The 18,073-nt window shown below is 42.1% G+C and carries 16 protein-coding genes; 9 read left to right on the top strand and 7 right to left on the bottom strand.

What is annotated here, in order from left to right:
* Positions 1-93 precede the first annotated feature (93 nt).
* The 4 genes from DFP77_RS05395 to DFP77_RS05380 are packed head-to-tail and all read left to right on the top strand — an operon-like array spanning position 94 to position 2,411.
* Positions 94-1,278 (top strand): AAA family ATPase, encoded by a 1,185-nt coding sequence (locus DFP77_RS05395; protein WP_114411257.1) that lies wholly within the window; start codon positions 94-96, stop codon positions 1,276-1,278.
* A gap of 39 nt (positions 1,279-1,317) precedes the next feature.
* On the top strand, positions 1,318-1,836 hold the full coding sequence (locus DFP77_RS05390; RefSeq protein ID WP_114411256.1) for a hypothetical protein: 519 nt from the start codon (positions 1,318-1,320) through the stop codon (positions 1,834-1,836).
* Between the two features lie 52 nt (positions 1,837-1,888).
* Positions 1,889-2,137: a type II toxin-antitoxin system Phd/YefM family antitoxin gene (locus tag DFP77_RS05385; protein WP_114411255.1), complete on the top strand. Its 249-nt coding sequence runs from the start codon at positions 1,889-1,891 to the stop codon at positions 2,135-2,137.
* Complete coding sequence (locus tag DFP77_RS05380; protein ID WP_441328190.1) at positions 2,100-2,411, top strand: type II toxin-antitoxin system RelE family toxin; 312 nt, start codon at positions 2,100-2,102, stop codon at positions 2,409-2,411. The genes DFP77_RS05385 and DFP77_RS05380 overlap by 38 nt, the downstream gene beginning before the upstream one ends.
* Before the next feature lie 19 nt (positions 2,412-2,430).
* Here the strand turns inward: DFP77_RS05380 and DFP77_RS05375 are convergent, their stop codons facing one another.
* The 3 genes from DFP77_RS05375 to ilvC form a co-directional block, all read right to left on the bottom strand.
* Positions 2,431-5,214 (bottom strand): KAP family P-loop NTPase fold protein, encoded by a 2,784-nt coding sequence (locus tag DFP77_RS05375; RefSeq protein WP_114411254.1) that lies wholly within the window; start codon positions 5,212-5,214, stop codon positions 2,431-2,433.
* A 163-nt stretch (positions 5,215-5,377) separates the two neighbouring features.
* A complete protein-coding gene (modF, locus tag DFP77_RS05370; protein WP_114411253.1) occupies positions 5,378-6,820 on the bottom strand; it encodes a molybdate ABC transporter ATP-binding protein ModF in 1,443 nt (480 codons plus the stop codon).
* Positions 6,821-6,959: 139 nt separating this feature from the next.
* Entirely contained in the window at positions 6,960-8,432 is a 1,473-nt protein-coding gene (gene ilvC / locus DFP77_RS05365; protein WP_114411252.1) for a ketol-acid reductoisomerase, read from the bottom strand.
* Positions 8,433-8,653: 221 nt separating this feature from the next.
* Here ilvC and ilvY point away from each other — a divergent pair, with 221 nt between their 5' ends.
* Positions 8,654-9,547: an HTH-type transcriptional activator IlvY gene (gene ilvY / locus DFP77_RS05360; RefSeq protein WP_114411251.1), complete on the top strand. Its 894-nt coding sequence runs from the start codon at positions 8,654-8,656 to the stop codon at positions 9,545-9,547.
* Between the two features lie 49 nt (positions 9,548-9,596).
* On the opposite strand, the gene DFP77_RS05355 is transcribed toward ilvY, so the two are convergent.
* Both DFP77_RS05355 and DFP77_RS05350 read right to left on the bottom strand, forming a co-directional pair.
* Entirely contained in the window at positions 9,597-10,643 is a 1,047-nt protein-coding gene (locus DFP77_RS05355; RefSeq protein ID WP_114411250.1) for a Fe(3+) ABC transporter substrate-binding protein, read from the bottom strand.
* Positions 10,644-10,740: 97 nt separating this feature from the next.
* Positions 10,741-11,964 (bottom strand): GGDEF domain-containing protein, encoded by a 1,224-nt coding sequence (locus DFP77_RS05350; protein ID WP_114411249.1) that lies wholly within the window; start codon positions 11,962-11,964, stop codon positions 10,741-10,743.
* 255 nt (positions 11,965-12,219) lie between these two features.
* Here DFP77_RS05350 and DFP77_RS05345 point away from each other — a divergent pair, with 255 nt between their 5' ends.
* Positions 12,220-13,413 carry a sugar transporter gene (locus DFP77_RS05345; RefSeq protein ID WP_114411248.1) on the top strand — a complete coding sequence of 398 codons (1,194 nt, stop codon included), beginning with the start codon at positions 12,220-12,222 and terminating at the stop codon, positions 13,411-13,413.
* 9 nt (positions 13,414-13,422) lie between these two features.
* Complete coding sequence (locus DFP77_RS05340; protein WP_114411247.1) at positions 13,423-14,778, top strand: GGDEF domain-containing protein; 1,356 nt, start codon at positions 13,423-13,425, stop codon at positions 14,776-14,778.
* Here the strand turns inward: DFP77_RS05340 and DFP77_RS05335 are convergent.
* Positions 14,775-15,896: a DNA alkylation repair protein gene (locus DFP77_RS05335; RefSeq protein WP_114411246.1), complete on the bottom strand. Its 1,122-nt coding sequence runs from the start codon at positions 15,894-15,896 to the stop codon at positions 14,775-14,777. The two genes, DFP77_RS05340 and DFP77_RS05335, sit on opposite strands and share 4 nt — an antisense overlap.
* 157 nt (positions 15,897-16,053) lie before the next feature.
* On the opposite strand from DFP77_RS05335, the gene DFP77_RS05330 reads away from it, so the two are divergent.
* Both DFP77_RS05330 and DFP77_RS05325 read left to right on the top strand, forming a co-directional pair.
* A complete protein-coding gene (locus DFP77_RS05330; protein ID WP_114411245.1) occupies positions 16,054-16,374 on the top strand; it encodes an antibiotic biosynthesis monooxygenase in 321 nt (106 codons plus the stop codon).
* 88 nt (positions 16,375-16,462) lie between these two features.
* Positions 16,463-17,467 carry an asparaginase gene (locus tag DFP77_RS05325; protein WP_114411244.1) on the top strand — a complete coding sequence of 335 codons (1,005 nt, stop codon included), beginning with the start codon at positions 16,463-16,465 and terminating at the stop codon, positions 17,465-17,467.
* 1 nt (position 17,468) lies between these two features.
* Here the strand turns inward: DFP77_RS05325 and DFP77_RS05320 are convergent, their stop codons facing one another.
* Entirely contained in the window at positions 17,469-17,933 is a 465-nt protein-coding gene (locus DFP77_RS05320; RefSeq protein ID WP_114411243.1) for an Lrp/AsnC family transcriptional regulator, read from the bottom strand.
* Positions 17,934-18,073: the final 140 nt, after the last annotated feature.

Raw genomic sequence — 18,073 nt, 5'->3', positions numbered from 1 at the left:
GGTATTTATGATTCTCTTAATGATAGGTATCTATTTCGCAGTATTTTTTATATAGTCTTAAAATCAACGTAAATTTGTTGGAAATTGTTTTTTATGATTATTTCAATGCGGTTTAGCAATTTTTATAGCTTTGCCCAAGAAGCATCGATTAACTTTGCTGTGGGGAAAAAGCCAATCCCATCTGGGTTTGATGTCAACTTGCCTGACATTCGTTTAAACAAAGTGCTTGCTGTAGTTGGGGCAAATGGATCCGGTAAGACGCAATTTATAAAACCACTGGTCTTTTTAAGCTGGTTTGCCAGTTCGTCCTTTTTAAAAGGTGATCCTGATAGTCATGTTCCTTTTCAACCTCACCGTCTTCACCTTGAGGAAGACACCATGGTTGAAGTCGATTTCTTATTAGACAATCAGACTTATCGGTATCGACTTGTACTTAATAATGAACGTATTCAATTCGAAGGTTTGTATGTAAAAACAAGCAGTCAGTTCAGTTACCTATTTAAGCGAGAAAAAAAGGGTGAGACGTTTTCTTTTAAAGAAAAGGGCTTTCCTTTCCCTGCAAATAAGGCGGAAACACTGCGTGATAATGCCTCACTTTTGTCTGCGGCCTATAGTTACGATATTTTAGAAGCTCGCCCATTTATTGATTTTTTTAAAAGTGTTGCAAGCAATGTGGCTTATATGGGGCGTAGACATTTTCGGTCTGAAGCCTTGTTTCATGCCGCAGAATCGTATGAAAAGTCACCAACGCTTAAAGATCGCATGATCGAAGTAATGGGAATGTTTGATTTAGGGCTGTCTAACGTGGAGATTAAAGCGTTTAAAGCGACGGACAAGGATGGCTCATCTGAACAACTTTATATGCCTATTGGCATACATCAATCTGCTGATGGAAAAGCGTTTTCCTTACCGTTTTTGGAAGAGTCGAGTGGTACGCAATCCGCCTTTGTTATGTTAGAGCGTTTGTTGACCGTGCTTGAAAAGGGCGGTTGTGCTGTGATTGATGAAATCGATAATGACCTACATCCATACTTGATTCCTAAAATCATAGAATGGTTTCGCTTTGAACATACTAATCCCCATCAAGCTCAACTCATCTTCACGTGTCACACACCAGAAGTCCTTAACCGCTTGCAAAAACACCAGATTTATCTTTGTGAAAAACAGCAACAAATCTCAGATGCATGGCGTTTAGATGAGATGGTTGGCGTACGAGCTGATGATAATCTCTATGCCAAATATATGGCTGGAGCACTTGGCGCAGTACCAGAACTGTAAACTCTGCAATTAAAAGATGGCTAGCAAAGGAATGACATAATGGCCAAACGTAAACAGATTAGAAAAACAGTCAGCACATCGCTTCTGGTTGTAGGCGAAGGAGCTGATGATAAAGCCTTTATTGATCACATGAAGCGATTCTTTTGTCCGAGATCTTGTGGTCGAACTGCCAAAGTGGAAGCGGGTGATGGCGGCTCAGCAGGAAATATTATTCAAAATGCCATTCGTAGTTTTAAAGCTGTTGATTACGACAAACGTTACCTTGTTCTAGACTCGGATCTTCCTCCCACTAATGCTGAAATGAAAAAAGCACATCAGAATGGCTACAAGATAATACTTTGGTCACCACAATGCTTAGAAGGTGCATTATTAGATGTACTTGGAGAGCGGGTGAACGACCATGAAACCAGTCAAGACCTTAAAAGGCGACTACATCCACGACTTGATGGTAAGCATACCGACATGAATTCTTACCAAACCCTTTTTCCAGAAGACATCTTAGCGACCACGAAGAATCAATCTGTAGGATCTGTTAAAAAAGTGTTGCTTGATAAATGATCAGTCGAAAATTAAAATGACCTTTTATTAGGTCGATTAAAGGTGCTTTAAAATGACTTCTAGAATCCTTTCCGACGTGGCTGCCAGCATTACAGAGTTTAAAGCTAACCCAATGAAAGTTGCCGCCAGCGCACACGGTAAGGCGGTTGCTGTATTAAATCGCAATGAACCTGCGTTTTACTGTGTTCCTGCCGAAGCGTATGAAGCCTTAATGGATAAATTGGAAGATATGGAATTGATAGTACTCGCGAAGGAACGCGCCAATGAAGAAAGTATCTCAGTCAGCATCGCTGACTTATAAACTCGAATTCAAAAAGAGCGCTCTGAAAGAGTGGCAAAAACTTGGAGCCACGCTACAGCAGCAATTTAAAAAGAAGCTGATCGAGCGTTTAGACCATCCACATGTTCCTGCTTCAAAGCTTTCAGGCGCTGACAACCTCTACAAGATAAAATTACGTCAATCAGGTTATCGCCTTGTTTACGAAGTACAAGACGATGTCGTTATTGTCACTGTGTTGGCAGTAGGAAAGCGGGAGCGTAATGAGGTTTATAAAAATGCTATTAAACGGGTTTAGATATCGTAGTCGTGTGTGATTAGCGACTTTCTGTTTTTTCTGCTGTTTTATCGATCATATCAATCCCTGGAAGGACAAAGGGCTCAATACCTAGGATCATGGTGGTGTTTTTTAAGCTAAGGTTTGCCAGTTCAATTACCAATGGCGTTATTTTGTAGTCTGTTAGATATGCCTCTTCCTTCTCAGTTAAATCATCACTTTCTTTATTAATCAGTTGTTTTAATTTTTGTCGCTTTTGCATGTCATCAAGATTATTTAGATATTCAAAAGCAAATAGTGTCACCATCATGGGGAAGGCATGTTCACTTCCTGCTTCTTCGCTTGTTACTTCTACTGGCTCTTTATCCTCTCCGGGGTAAAAATTACGAAGTAGATTAAAGCTGTTATTCAAACGTTTTATCTGACGAGGGTTGGATAACTCGAAATGCTTTAGCCAATAGGTAAAGGCGAGTTTTTGTGGCTCGGCGAGTTGTTCCACTTGTTTAACATCTTTGGGTGTTTCTGCTGTTTCTTGCTCTACTGGAAAGTCTGTTTCCGACGTTTCTGTGTTGGTTCTTTCGGTATTCCGTCTAATGACGTTTCCTTCTTGCTCAGTCTTTACTCTTTGCTCAATAGTATCTGTCTGGTTTGCTTCATCTGTGTTGTTGGTGTTGTCTTTAATAGAGTTTTCATCCTGTTGGGGTAAGGTGTCTGTCTTTTCGGCTAGCGCTTTACTTTCCGGTGAACTGGTTTCATTCCAAAGGTGTTCCAGGTAACTGGATACAGATGCTTCATCTGGCTCAGTGAGCACAATAGGAAGGTGGATAATTTTCGCTAAGTAATCGCGAGCGATCAGCCTAGGATCTTCAATGTGATGTTGCGTGGCGAGTTCTTTGTAATTCAGCGCCAGTGCCGCTAAGGCAATTCGTTGGTCTACGGCGATTACCACAATGACGTTGTCTAAATCCAGCACCATTCGCACTGCTTCGAGCACTTTAACAATGCCCTTGTGTCCGCAACGGTCCAAATCGTCCACTACATACAACAAGCGTTTTTCATTGCCCAAACGCACCTTGGTGAGTTTTTTAATGTGCTCACGCATCACCGGAATCATGCCTAAGTGTTCGCCATAATCAGGTAATTTCAAATAAGTTAAAAACTCTTTTGCTAGAGGTCCAGCTAATACCTTTTTAATTTCTTTCCACGTTGGGTATAAAAATCCGATGAACCAAGTGGTAGAGAAAATGTAAATAACCGCATCATTTATTTGATCAAATTGTTCTTTGAAAAAGTATAAAAACCAAATAGGTGCAAGAGCGAAAACAAGAGGAAATAAAGGCGCTAATATCTTCCAGCTATGTAAGCTCCATGCAAACCGTAATGTCAGCAAGATTTTTCGGAAAGGCCAAAATGACTTTTCCCAACGATTAGGTTTGGGTTCTGGACTAGACAGCGCCTTGATCATTTCTTGAGCGATACCTGCTTGTAGGTTATCTGTGTGTTCATATTCCCAGGCATTAAATTCGGCAAATAGAAATTTTGGCTTATCTCTATGTTTTTTTGTTTGGAAGGTAGTTTTAAGCCGTTTGGCAATGGAAGATTTGATAGCTCTACAATATTTCAGTAAACCAATAGTTTGACAGTGTAGTAGGATGTCTTTTAGCCGTTTAGCTATAGATGTTTTATCTTCTTTCTTTTGCAGGGCAGTTTTAAGTAGCTCAACAACGGAGGTTTTGCCAACGCCCCAATGACCTAACAAACCAATGGTCTGATGGTGATGATTATTTTTGTCTTGTAGTAAAATCGCCAAGGTATTCACTAGATGTTGACGATTGAGCTTATCTTCAACTGCATATTGATGGCTGTTGTGGCGATTACCCGCAATGCTTTCAATGTCATATTCTGTTTCTTCGAGTTTAGTTTCAGAATTCGGTTCATTTTTTCTTTTATTAAACAGCTCGTCGCTTTTCCCATAAGCAGGCTCATCATCTTTACCATCGAAGAGCTTATTGCTTTCTGTTTCGTCAATGCCCTTATTGGAAAAAAAATTTTCCAATTGATCGAGTGCGTTATCTATGGCTTTCTGGTCTGGCTTGCCATCGAAAATCCCTTTATAGATAGGCCAAATATCATTAATGAGGGTTTGAGTTTTTGAATGGCTTTGCCTTATTGATAGTCGGTACAATGCTTCCTTAAGATGTTTTGTCATCCAATTTTTATAATCTATATTTGGTTTATGCCATAGCGGTGTATTTCGGAATGGATAAATTTCACTTTTTTCTAATAATATTAAATCTGACTCGAACTCCACCTTAATGTTTGGAAAAGGGATATTAGCGTCTAAGGCAGCATCTGCCGCATTAGCGGCATTTGTAAAGGTGTAATCAAAAGTAGCAGAGCTTGTTATATTTAGAAAGGTGTTGGCGGCGAAGGCTGCAGCATCAGTTTCTGCAGCAGCATAAGCTGAGAAGGATAGGTTTGTATTGCCAAAGTTTTCGCTGGAAAATTTATTGACTGCATCTGCGGCTTTATATAACGATTCTTTGTCAAAACTGACTGATGCACTGTCTTCTTTATTTACTGCTTTATTATAGTTGTTGGTAGTAGTTAGTGATACCCACCAAATTGACAATAGATATCGAGCTTGGTATTCATCTGGCCAATATGGGAAATAGTCATTTGGGTCTTTTTTTACTGCTAATAATGGAAGACATCGTAATGCGCAACGGGCTGTAAGAATAGATATAGCTTTTTTATTTAGTTTTTCAAATTTGTTTATTAGCTGTACTTCTTCATAAGTAGTAAATGGTTGATTTGTTGGCACAGCAATGTCCTTTTGCGACAGTTTTTTGTAGGTGAGTTAACCCTGAATGCGTTAAATATATCAGCTTTTGAAAACAAGTGTGACGCTTCATGTGAGGTAGGCGGCAGTTTCGAGTATGAAGCGTCACACGGTTTTCTGTCTGAGGCAAAGAGCCTGCAAAAGCTTAGTTATTCTTCTTCAACCCCAAGTAGCTTTCTATTCCTTTGATCTGGTCTTCCGCGTGGTGGTTGACGTAGAGCACCGTGGTTTCTTCTTTGCCTTCACAAATTTTCTCGATAAGAGCGAGGACGAGCTGGCGGTTCATGTCGTCTAGTCCGAGGCAGGGCTCGTCTAGGATCAATAATGGTGGGTGTTTCACCATAGCGCGGGCGATAAGTAATAAACGCTGGTCGCCGTAGGAGAGTTTGTTAAAGGGTTGGTCGGCACGGTCTTTCATGCCGAGCAGTGCAAGCCATTGATCGGCGATTTTCTTCTGGTTATCGGAGGATTTTGTGTACATGCCGATGCTGTCGTAGAAGCCGGAAATAATCACGTTTTTGCAGCTGGTGCTGACTCGGTATTCCCATTGCAAAGATGTCGAAACATAGCCGATAAACTGTTTGATCTGCCAGATGCTTTCGCCGTTACCCCGTTGGAATCCGAAGACGAAAATGTCGTTGGTGTAGCATTGCGGGTGATCGCCGGTGATCAATGACAATACGCCGGTTTTGCCGCTGCCGTTGGGGCCGCTAAGTTGCCAATGTTGGCCTCGTTCAATGGTCCAGTCCAGCTTATCAACAATGATCGTATCGCCGTATTTAATCGTGGCTTGCTTGAGTCTGACCAATGGCTGACTTGGGTCGAGTACTGGCAAGGTGTTGGCTGGATCAGCTTCAGGTACTTGTAGGTCGGTGGTTTTCAAATGCAGTAGCTGATACAGCTCGTTAAAGGCACTTTCGTCTTTTTTGTCTACTGTTAGCGCCAGTTCACCCTTGTCCACATAGGCGACATGAGTAATAAACTCAGGCATTTCATCGAAGCGGTTGAGCACTAAGATCATAGGCGTGGTGTCTATGATGGAAACCAGATGCGCTTGCAACATGGCAAGCGTATCTACGTCTAAGCCATCAAAAGGTTCATCTAAAATTAATAAATCCGGTTTACTCGATAGGGCGCGAATCAGCATGACTTTGCGTGTTTCGCCGGTGGAGAGTTTACGAAAGGCGCGGTCGAGTAGTGTGCTTAAACCGAATTTTTCTACCAAGGCGTGAGCAAGCTCTGGGTCTTGGCAGTTCTCAAAAATCATTTCATGTACAGGCGTGCCGAGGGAAATTACGTCCATAATGTCGGCATCGTCTTTTTTCAGCTCTTTGGCAATCAGCTCCGCTTGGGCCTCAAAAGACACCAATCCCACATTTTTTGGCAGACCGGTGATTGTGCCATTTTCAATTTCCCCCACGCCTGCTAGCACAGCAGCCAAGGCCGATTTGCCCGCACCATTTGTGCCAGTGATCACCCAATGTTGGTTTGATTCAATGGTCCAGTCGATCTCGCTTAGGGTAAAGCGATCATCAAAGTTCACTGTTACTTTGTTGAGGAGGATGTTGTCTAAGCGGATGCTGTCCATGGTATTTCCTAATGTTTTGTTGATAACAAGTAGAGACAAAAAAGCCGAGTTTTGAAGCTCGGCTTTTATGGGTAAATTACGATGTTATGAGTCCGCCAATACTTGGTTTAACAAAGTATTGGCGAGCGCAACAATCGTATTAAACGATCTTTTTCATATCCGCCATGTGGCCACGAAGAACCGAACCAACCGCTTCTACTGGGTGAGAGCGAAGTGCTGTGTTTACTTCGATCAAGCGCTTGTTATCAACGCCAGTATCTTCTAAAGAAAGACCTTTACCGATAACGTCGGTTTTGATGTCTTTCATGAAGCCAGCCAATAATGGAACACAAGCGTGGTTGTATAGGTAGCAACCGTATTCCGCTGTATCAGAGATTGTCGCGTTCATTTCGTACAATTTCTTACGAGCGATGGTGTTCGCGATTAGTGGCGTTTCGTGTAGAGACTCGTAGTAAGCCGATTCTGCGATGATGCCTGCAGCAGTCATGGTTTCGAAAGCAAGCTCAACGCCCGCTTTAACCATAGCAACCATCAAGATACCGTTGTCGAAGAATTCTTGTTCAGAAATTTCTACATCGCCAGCTGGTGTTTTCTCGAAGTTAGTTTCCGCTGTGTCTGCACGCCATTGAAGAAGGTTTTTATCATCGTTCGCCCAGTCTTCCATCATTACGCGAGAGAAAGTGCCGTTGATGATGTCATCTTGGTGTTTGTTGTACAAAGGACGCATGATCATTTTTAGCTCTTCAGAAAGATCGAATGCTTTGATCTTAGCTGGGTTAGAAAGACGATCTAGCATGTTAGTCACGCCGCCGTATTTCAATGCTTCAGTGATGGTTTCCCAACCGAATTGGATCAAGCGAGATGCATAGCCAGCGTCGATGCCTTCTTCAATCATTTTGTCGAAGCAAAGGATAGAACCAGTTTGTAACATACCACAAAGGATAGTTTGCTCACCCATTAGGTCAGATTTAACTTCTGCGATGAAAGAAGACATTAGAACGCCTGCTTTGTGACCGCCAGTACCAACAGCGTAAGCTTTCGCTAGTGCAAGACCTTCGCCTTTAGGATCGTTGTCTTCGTGAACCGCGATAAGTGTTGGAACACCGAAACCACGAACGTATTCAGCGCGAACTTCAGAGCCTGGGCACTTAGGTGCAACCATGATTACTGTAAGGTCGTCACGTACTTGCATGCCTTCTTCTACGATGTTGAAACCGTGAGAGTAAGATAGGCAAGCGCCTTCTTTCATAAGAGGCATAACGGCTGTAACAACTGGAGTGTGTTGCTTATCAGGTGTTAGGTTCAATACAACATCAGCTGTTGGGATCAAATCTTCGTAAGTACCTACAACAAAACCGTTTTCAGTCGCATTTTTCCAAGACTGACGTTTTTGTGCAATCGCTTCAGGGCGCAATGCGTAAGAAACATCTAGTCCAGAATCACGTAGGTTCAAGCCTTGGTTAAGACCTTGTGCACCACAACCGATAACAACCATTTTTTTGCCTTTAAGCGCTTCTACGCCGTCTGCAAATTCAGAGCTGTCCATGAAGCGACATTTTGCTAGTTGAGCTAGTTGCTCGCGTAGCGGCAAAGTATTGAAGTAATTAGCCATGATAAACACACCTTTTAAATTAATGTATCAGCGATAAAAACACGCGGATATTAAAAATGGATGACACAGTCGCCAAGCAATGATTTTCCTGACATTCTGCGAGTAGGGTTAATCTATCCTAGTAGAACCTTTTCGTAAATTGATATATTCGCAATATAGTATCCCATTTATTGCAATCATGATTTATGATGAGTAAACAGCAATAGGGTGCAGGCTTCATTATGAATATAAAAACGCTTAAGCAGTTTCTCGCCTTAGCGGAAACGTTGAATTTCGGACGCGCCAGTGACGAATGTCACATCAGTATTTCTGCCATGTCACGAAACATCCGACACTTAGAAGACGAGCTCGGCGTGGCTTTGTTTAACCGTGATAATCGCACTGTAGTATTAACCCAAGAAGGACAGAAATTTCTCAAGTACGCTCGCGATACCAGCCGACAATGGAACTTGATTCGTCATGAATTGACAGATAATTCCGACCAGCTTAGTGGTGAAATCAGTCTTTATGGATCAGTCACAGCGAGTTATAGTTTTTTGTATGAATTACTGCGTCGTTTTCGTATTGCTTATCCAGCGATTGAGATAAAGCTACGTACTGGCGATCCAGAGCATGCGATTGCGCATATTCTGGATGGTAAAGAGGACATTACCATTGCTGCCCGCCCAGCTAACTTGCCTCGTGGCTTAGCCTTTAAGCCAATCGCTATTTCGCCTTTGTTGTTTATTGCGCCACTTGAACAGCAAGTGCCGAATGTTCCAACCAACACGCCAACGTCGCCAGAGGAGTGGGCTAATATCCCAATGATTCTTTCTGAAGGTGGTGTATCTCGAACACGTATTGACGAATGGTTTCGTCAACTCGACATCGCGCCAAGGATTTATGCTCAAGTCACCGGTAATGAGGCGATTGTGAGCATGGTGAGTTTGGGTTTTGGTATCGGAGTTGTGCCAAAAATCGTCTTGGATAACAGCCCATTGGTGGATCGAATTAAGGTGCTGGATGTGCAGCCAGAGTTGGAGCCTTATGATATTGGCCTGTTTACACTCAAGAAAAGTTTGAAGAACCCATTGGTAGAAGCATTTTGGAGTTTAATGGAAGAGGAGGCTAAATAGCCTCCTCTTTTAAGTATTACAGTGTAACTATTTGGATATAGCTGGAGTATTACTTCCAACCACCTTGGTCCATTAGTTTAACCGCTTGGCGGTTGTTTTCACCTAATACACTCAAAGACACTTTATCAGCTTTGAATTCACCAAACGTCGCTAGGCTTTTTGGTGGCGCCACGCCTTCAATCACGGCGTATTCGTTGTTCACGTTGGCGTACCATTCTTGGCTTTGCTTATTGGTCAAGAAATCGATTAATTGTTTGGCGTTGTCGGTGTTTTTAGAGGATGCCGTGATGCCAATACCGCTGACATTGACGTGAGCACCACGCTCGTTAGCCGCTTGGTTAGGCCAGAACATTTTTAGTTTATCAAAAACTGCACGGTCTTCTTTTTTGTTGCTTAAACCTAAACGGCCAAAGTAATAGGTGTTTGCGACCGCGATATCACAAACGCCTGCAGCGGCCGCTTTAATTTGATCTGTGTCACCGCCAGCTGGTGGACGTGCAAAGTTAGCAACTAGACCTTTGATCCATTCTAACGTTTGTCTTTCTCCATTGGCATCGATCATGGAAGCAACCAAGGATTGGTTGTAGATGTTGCTAGAAGATCGAATGCAAATTTTGCCTTTCCATTTTGGATCAGCTAGGTCTTCATATGTCGATAAATCAGCAGCGGAGACAGTTTCAGGGTTATAGAATATAACGCGAGCACGCTGAGACAAGCCATACCAGTAACCGTCACGATCCTTTAGATGCTCAGGTACAACTTTATTTAAGTTGCTTGTTTCAAACGCCTGGAGCACACCTGCTTCTTTTGCGCGATATAAACGTCCTGCATCAACCGTGATGAATACGTCGGCAGGGCTGGCGTCACCTTCTGATTGCAGACGGCTTAGCAAAGCGTCTGCACTGCCGGTAATTAGGTTTACTTTGACGTTATTTTCTTTTGCATAAATGTCTAGCAAAGGAGCAATCAGTGCTTCGCTGCGCGCTGAATAGACATTGACCTCACCACTGGCGTGGGCAGAAGTACTGCTCAAAGCAAGCATAGTTGTTGCACCAGCTAGGGTTAAAAGCGATGTTTTTATTGTTGGACGTTTCATTACAAGTTCCTATCTATCAGAGTGGGATTTATAAATTGTTTTGTATGTGACAGATAGTAATGCAAATCGTTCCTGTTAACATTTATTTTTTTTTAGGTTATTGGAATACATGACAAACACAATTTCGACCGTTTGATTTTGCTTCGTATAATGCTTTATCTACCATCTCGAGAGCGTCGTCTAATGGAAGGTTTGGAGTTAATTCAATGACTCCTGCGGAAAAAGTTATGTAGATTGATTTATGATTGATCATAAATGGGGTTGTTGCCATGTGTTTGCACAAGCTTTCCGCCATGCCCAACGCGCTTTTTATGCTTTTTCCGCGCATTAAAATATAAAACTCTTCGCCCCCAACACGGAATGCGTGGTCTGTTTCGTGTAGCTGGCTTTGTAGCCAGCTAGCAATTAACTGCAGTGTCCGATCTCCTCCGCCATGACCAAACCTATCGTTTATTTGCTTAAAGAAATCGATATCCAATGTCATTAAACTGAGCTTTTGCTCTGAACTCTTCTGTTCGTTAAGTGCTTCTTGGATGGTAAGATTAAATTCTCTTCGATTAGACATTCCGGTTAATGGATCAGTACGAGTTGCTTTGTCTAACTTACGAATTAATTCGTTACGTTCTGTTACTTCTAGCATGACACCAACTTGGCCGATTGCTTGCCCTCCTGCATTTGTGAAAACGGCTTTATTAAATTCCATTTCATGGAGAGAGCCATTGCAAAATCTTACTTCTGCTTCATAGCGTTGAGTGCCACCTTTTGCCAATAATTCACAATCAGCTTCATAGTAAATATCAGCGAGGTGTTTAGGGGCAATATCATAAACAGAATGGCCGACGACTTCGTCCCGGGGGCGTCCAATAAATTCACAAAATGCGGTGTTACATCCGCGATAAATATGGTGTTGGTCTTTAAAAAAAATGGGGGCAGGAATAGCGTCGATAATGACCTGTAAAACATCGTCGTCTGTCTTGCGTGTTCTTGTCAGGGCAAATTTTGAGAACTCAGATAGAAGCCAGCTGATCAGGTGCTCATCATGGTGGGCAAAGCAGTTATCTGCCCCTCGATTTATCCATTTAGCGCTGACTTCTAAGCTCCATTCATCAACAATGACAATGGTTTTTCTGGACGGGATTAAGAGGATGTCTTCTGCACTGATATCATTTTCTGCAATGAGTACCAGTGAAAGTGCGGGGGACTGCTTAATCTGTTGAATGGGGAGCCATTCAACAGTGTGTCCATGTGCTTGTAACTTTGTATTTAATTGCGTCTTCCATGATGCTAATTGTGGTGAAAAATACAGTATAGAAGGGATCATTATTACTCATTCTTATCGATTTGCAACAGTCGTGATATTCTCATAAGAGCCGTTTGAATTGTGTAAGAAAATGTAGTTTTTTTATGAGTGGCGTTTTTATCCCTGCGATTTTTGGACCTTAAAATACATTGATGGGGGGTTGTGTTCGAAAACTGGAGTAAAATATCAATAAACATTCATATTTGAGTGTTTCGTTGAAGTTGAAAAAGTGGACAATAATGACCTTTCAAACACCTTACATTTCAGCAGGTAATCATGACGTCAACTTTCTCTCCTGAGGAAACGGTTTCTCGCCGTGTCCAATACTTGCGCGTGTTTATTTTGGGATTCAGCGCTTTTATATTTAATACGACAGAGTTTGTACCGGTTGGGTTATTGTCTGACATAGCGCAGAGTTTCTCGACTTCCCCTGCTCAAGTAGGCTGGATGCTGACGGTTTATGCGTGGATAGTGGCGCTGATGTCACTCCCAATGATGCTCCTCACTCGTAAGTTAGAGCGAAAATCTCTGTTGATGGGATTATTCGCGCTTTTCATTGTTAGTCATATTTTGTCTGTGATTGCGTGGGATTTCACGACCTTACTGATTAGTCGTATTGGTATCGCATTTGCGCACGCCGTTTTCTGGTCTATTACTGCCTCTATTGCGATTCGTGTTGCTCCACAAGGTAAACATACTTTTGCTTTAAGTGTCTTAGCCACAGGTACTGGACTGGCTATGGTTTTAGGTGTTCCGGCTGGACGTATTATTGGTCAGCTTATGGGGTGGCGTACTACCTTTGCTTTTATTGCCGTGATTGCACTTATTATTATGCTGGTCATGTATCGTTTGTTACCGAACTTACCTAGCTTGTTTTCTGGCTCTATGAGTAAAGTTCCTGAGGTTTTGCGTAATCGTGCGTTATTAGGAATGTACTTGTTTATCTTCGTGATATTTTCTGCCCATTATACGGCCTATAGTTATATTGAGCCTTTCTTGCATGAAGTTGGTGGTGCCAGTGGGCAATTCACAACCACAATTCTGCTGTTATTTGGAATGGCAGGGATAATTGGGAGTGTGTTGTTTAGCTATTTTGGTGATAAAGCCAACGCGCAAATGTTAGTTTCTAGCGTTGTAATCATTACATTTTGTATGGGCATGCTGTATTTTGTGACCCCGAATAACTACTGGCTTATTAGTTGCGTGTTGTTGTGGGGCGCAGCTCTGATGATTATTGGCTTGAGTATGCAGATCCGAGTACTGAATGTTGATGGCAGTGCAGCGGATATTATTATGTCTTTGTACTCCGGTATCATTAATTTAGGTATTGGTGCAGGAGCGTTGATCGGTAGCCAAGTTATTCAGAGAGTTGGTTTGGAAAGTGTTGGATTATCTGGCGCTGTATTAGGAGTATGTGCGTTTGGTGTTGTCATTATGATACTCAAAAACACGAAAAAAGCGGATGGATAACAGGCTAATATGTTTACTTGGTTAAATGCGTCTATGACCAGAAAAATCAGCGGCCTTTCATTTGTGCTGTTGGCCTTTCTTTTTATTGTGATTCTCTACACGGCTTATAAATCCCAGAAAATCTATAAAGATATTCAAGAAGTTTCCAAAATCGACATTCCTTTATTGGAAGTGATTGCTGATATCGAAATTCTCCAACTTAAACAGCATCTTTGGATGGAAGGTATTCGTCTACAGGGGGATGTTTTTTTTGAGGACGAAAATCTTCGGAAAAAAGGTATGCAAGGTTTTGATCAGTTTAATCAGCGTCTTGCCACACAGCTTGAGAGAGCGATTAGCATTCTCCATTCTGCTTTAGCTCTGGACAGTGTGCGCATTAATGTTGCAGACCACCAAGTTTTACTGAAAAAAATCAAAGATCTACATAGTCACAGAGTCAGTTTTGAACATGCCTTTGTGCAGTTTATAAACAAAGATCAACACTCTGATATTGACTGGAATAATGTAGAGAAGCAAGACAACGCTTTGGATGACGAAGCAAATGAATTACTAATGAGTATCGATCAATTGGCTATTCAAGTTGCCTCATCTGTAGAAAAGCAAGAGCGAGACTTCTTGGTTATGAGTGCTACATTGGGCTTTGTCGCATTTGTAATTGGTATTTATTTAACGCTTCATACTATTTTGTCTTTTCGTCGTAAGGTGGATGTATTGCGTGGGCAGATTGACTCTTTACATAGATCAATGCCACATGATGCGGATGCAAATACCCCACGCTATAAAGGTACCGATGAGCTAGATGAGTTGGAGAAAGACCTCAGAATTTTGATTGGACGATTTTCTCAGGAGCGAGAGAGTCGTGATGAAGTCGAAAGTAAATTAATCGAGCTTGCCACACGAGATAAGTTGACTGGCGCCTTTAATCGCCACAAATGGGATGAGCAAATTAAGTATGAATTAGTACTCGCTCAAAGTGGGCATCATTTTAGTTTAATTTTATTAGATGTTGATTACTTTAAGAAAATCAATGACTCATACGGTCATGATGTCGGTGATAATGTGCTTAGGGTATTGGTTAAAACACTCCACCGCCGTCTACGTCAAACCGATGCACTGTTTCGAGTGGGTGGGGAAGAATTTGCCATATTGCTTAAAGATACCAATCTTGAAGAGGCTGAGTTTTTGGCAGACCAATTGCGTAAATCTATCGAGTCACTTAACGACCCCGATATTCCAAGTTTTACAATTAGTCTGGGTGTTACTGAGTACCAGCACCTTGACGACCAAAGCCGAATGATAAAACGCACCGACATATTGCTGTATGAAGCCAAAGGGGCAGGGCGTAATCGCATTATGGTTGGTTAGCTGGTTGATAAAAAGAAGCGATTTTTTGCAATCGGTTGACCATTCACGAGGATTTCCACCTCATGCAGGCCGTCATAATAAACTCGAGTGGTGATGGCTTTGAAAGGGTGTTTCTTGCTCATAGAGACTTGCTTACCAGCTTCCAATATCGTTTTTTTCCACTTAAAAACCTTAGCTGATGTTTTGCCATTTTTCTTTTGATGGTGAATAACGTAATCGATCATCAAGCTTTGATCACTTTCACTGGTGGATTCTAGTAACAGTGAAAATTCTAAGTTGCCATTTAGCTTCACTTGTTCTTCATGAACTTCCAACTTAATACTATCTAACTTTGGTCTGCCGTAGCCGAATACTTCGAGAGCTTTATCATTACCTTGTTTTAATAAGGTTCGACATGCATGGCGTATCAGCTTTTGGCGGTTTATATTGGCACCTTGCATCCATTTTTCGGCAATGTCTGCTACAAGGTCAGGGTGATCTTTAGCAATGTCATTAAGGTTATTGGCCACCGAGCGGCGCACGTATTCTTCTGGATCGTCTTTCAGTTCTTCAAGCAACTCAATAACGGGTGCTGGATTCAGAATAAAACTCGGCAACTGCATAGCCCAAGGTAAGCGTGGTCGCGTGCCTTCGGAGATGAGGCGTCGTACGTGTTTGTTGTCGTCTTTCAGCCAGCTTCTGAGTACTTCGAGAGTTTTTTCTTGGGACGTCAATAAGAAAAATCGAATGCTGAATTCGGACGTAAATCGACGGGTCATAGCGTTCAACAAAGTCATGGAAAAATCATGATGAGCAAGACCATGAAGACCTACATAATCGCCCATTGGCATCACTGCCCAGCCTGTAATACCGTCACTTTCGATTATTTGTTCCTCGTTGGATTCTGGCGCTAAGGCGGCTAGTAAAATTTGACCTGCGTGTTCGAAATCCTTTGGCAAATATTGGCTCATCGCAGCGGTAATTTGTTGAGAGCGTGCTTTGAGTTCCAATGCTTCAAGTTGATGAGAGGCGGCATCAATAAATCCTTGTTTATCGAAGTCTTGCCAATGGCGTTGAAAGTGTTCCGCCATATGGTTGATAACATGGTTATTGAAGAGGTTTTTAAAGGGTTCTGACATACGTTTATCTTCTTGGGTGATAGCTTAAAGAGTAACCTTATCGTTTCGTGTTGTCAGTTGTTGTCAGCGTATTCAAATATATTTGAATACAGAATGAAGAAATTGATTATGCTGTGTTTACTTTTGTATGAAAGCTTAGTCGATCAAGGAGAGAGGGATGTTTATTGCTGTTTATGAGTTTGAAATCAAAGAAGGGACGGAAACGTCTTTTCGTGCTGCATGGTTTGACGTCACAAAAGCGATTTATAAAAACTGTGGTAGCTATGGCTCAAGACTGCACACGTCAGATAAAGCCAATATTTTGGTGGGTTATGCTCAATGGCCAAGCCGAGATCAATGGGACAAGATCAATGATCTTGTCGATGGGGCTTACCAAAGCGCACGTAATGAAATGCGCAGCTGCCTAGTTCAGTCAAAAACGATTTATGAACTTGAAGTCTGTGATGACTATCTGCAAACCACTATCGCATCGGAGTGATATAAAGGGTATTTTGGTAAGTTGTTATCTTTTCACCTTCAATTTATTCTGGGATAAATAGTCCATTTTTAGATAAAGGAGCAATTTGATGCAGCATTCACCTCTTTCTGTACAAGTAACACGTGGTGGTATTGTTGAAAGTGAGCACAATATTAAAGCCGTTATTGTTTCAAGCATGGGTGAAGTCATTGAATCTTGGGGCGATGTAGAGGCCTTGGTTTACCCTCGCAGTGCAATTAAAGCAATGCAGGCGTTGGCTTTTATCGAGATGGGAGGGGCGGAACGTTTTGGGTTCAGTGACGATGAAATTTCCATTTGTTGTGCGTCTCATAATGGTGAACCGGAACATGTGGCAACTGTGCAAAGTATGCTGGATAAATTGGCATCGACTGAAGCAGATTTTGAGTGTGGTTGTCATTGGCCAATGCGCGTTGAAGCGGGTTATGTGTTAGCAGGCGAAGGAAAAGAGCCAAATCAACTGCATAATAACTGCTCGGGCAAGCATGCGGGTATGCTGGGCTTAGCGAAATTACTTGGTGTTTCATCAGAAGGTTACATTGGCATTGATCACCCTGTGCAGCAGAAGATTGCCGATACCATGGCGGATATGTGTGACTACGATTACAGCACAGCACCTTGGTCCCCCGATGGTTGCTCCGCACCTACATGGGCGATGCCCCTAACGAACCTTGCTTTGGCATTTGCTAAGTTTGCTAGCCCTGATAGCTTATCAACAGAGCGCCAAAAAGCCTGTAAAACCTTATATGACGCAGTAGTCGAGTATCCTTTTATGGTGGCTGGGACGGCGCGTTATTGTACCGATATGATGAGAATCTTACAAAAGCGCGTCTTTCTAAAAGTAGGAGCTGAAGGTGTTTATATTGCAGCTATTCCAGAATTGAAGCTTGCTATAGCGCTAAAGTGTGATGATGGCGCTGTTCGAGCTGCAGAGTCCGTCATGACCGCATTATTGGACCATGTGGGTATTACATCTTTTGTTGCGAATAACATCATGCAGAAATACCGCTCTGTTACGTTAAAAAATTGGGAAAAGCGCAAAACAGGTGAGGTTGTTTGCTCAACCTCTGCGTAATTTATTCGCTCAAATGAATCTCGGTAGAGGATTTCACCGTTCGCAGCGACACCGAGGTTTGGAATTTTCGGATGTTGGCTTCGGTGTGAAGCACTCTATCGACAAAGCTTTCAAAAGCTTGGATATCTGGCACAGTGACGACCATCATAAAATCATAGCTACCTGTGATTTGGTAGCAGTGTCTCACTTCTGGCGCTTTGCTAACGACGCGTTTAAAAGCGTCGTACACATCTTTTCGATCCCGCTCCATTTCTACTGATACTAGAAGAGTCAATTTATTACCGCTCAGTTCGGGATTCACAATAGCAACGTCACCGACGATGATGTTGTCATCTCTCAAGCGTTTTACCCTTTTATGGCAAGCTGGTGGCGATAATCCTACTTCTTCGGCCAGTTCAACATTTGCGATGCGATTATTTCGTTGCAAGATGACTAGGATTTTTCGGTCTATTTTGTCTAATTCCATAAATTTCTCAAAACAATAGTTATACGACTAGAAATTTCTTAATAGCTTTTATATTAAAAATATTAGACGTTATCAATTATTAAATTGATCAACATATTTCTTCTTATCTCAATAGACTTCATCCATACATTGTTTGGAGC

This window comes from Marinomonas foliarum, assembly GCF_003337275.1.
Taxonomy (GTDB): Bacteria; Pseudomonadota; Gammaproteobacteria; order Pseudomonadales; family Marinomonadaceae; genus Marinomonas; species Marinomonas foliarum.
The sequence above is the reverse complement of the archived record's forward strand: the minus strand, read 5'-3'. Positions and strand labels throughout refer to the sequence as shown.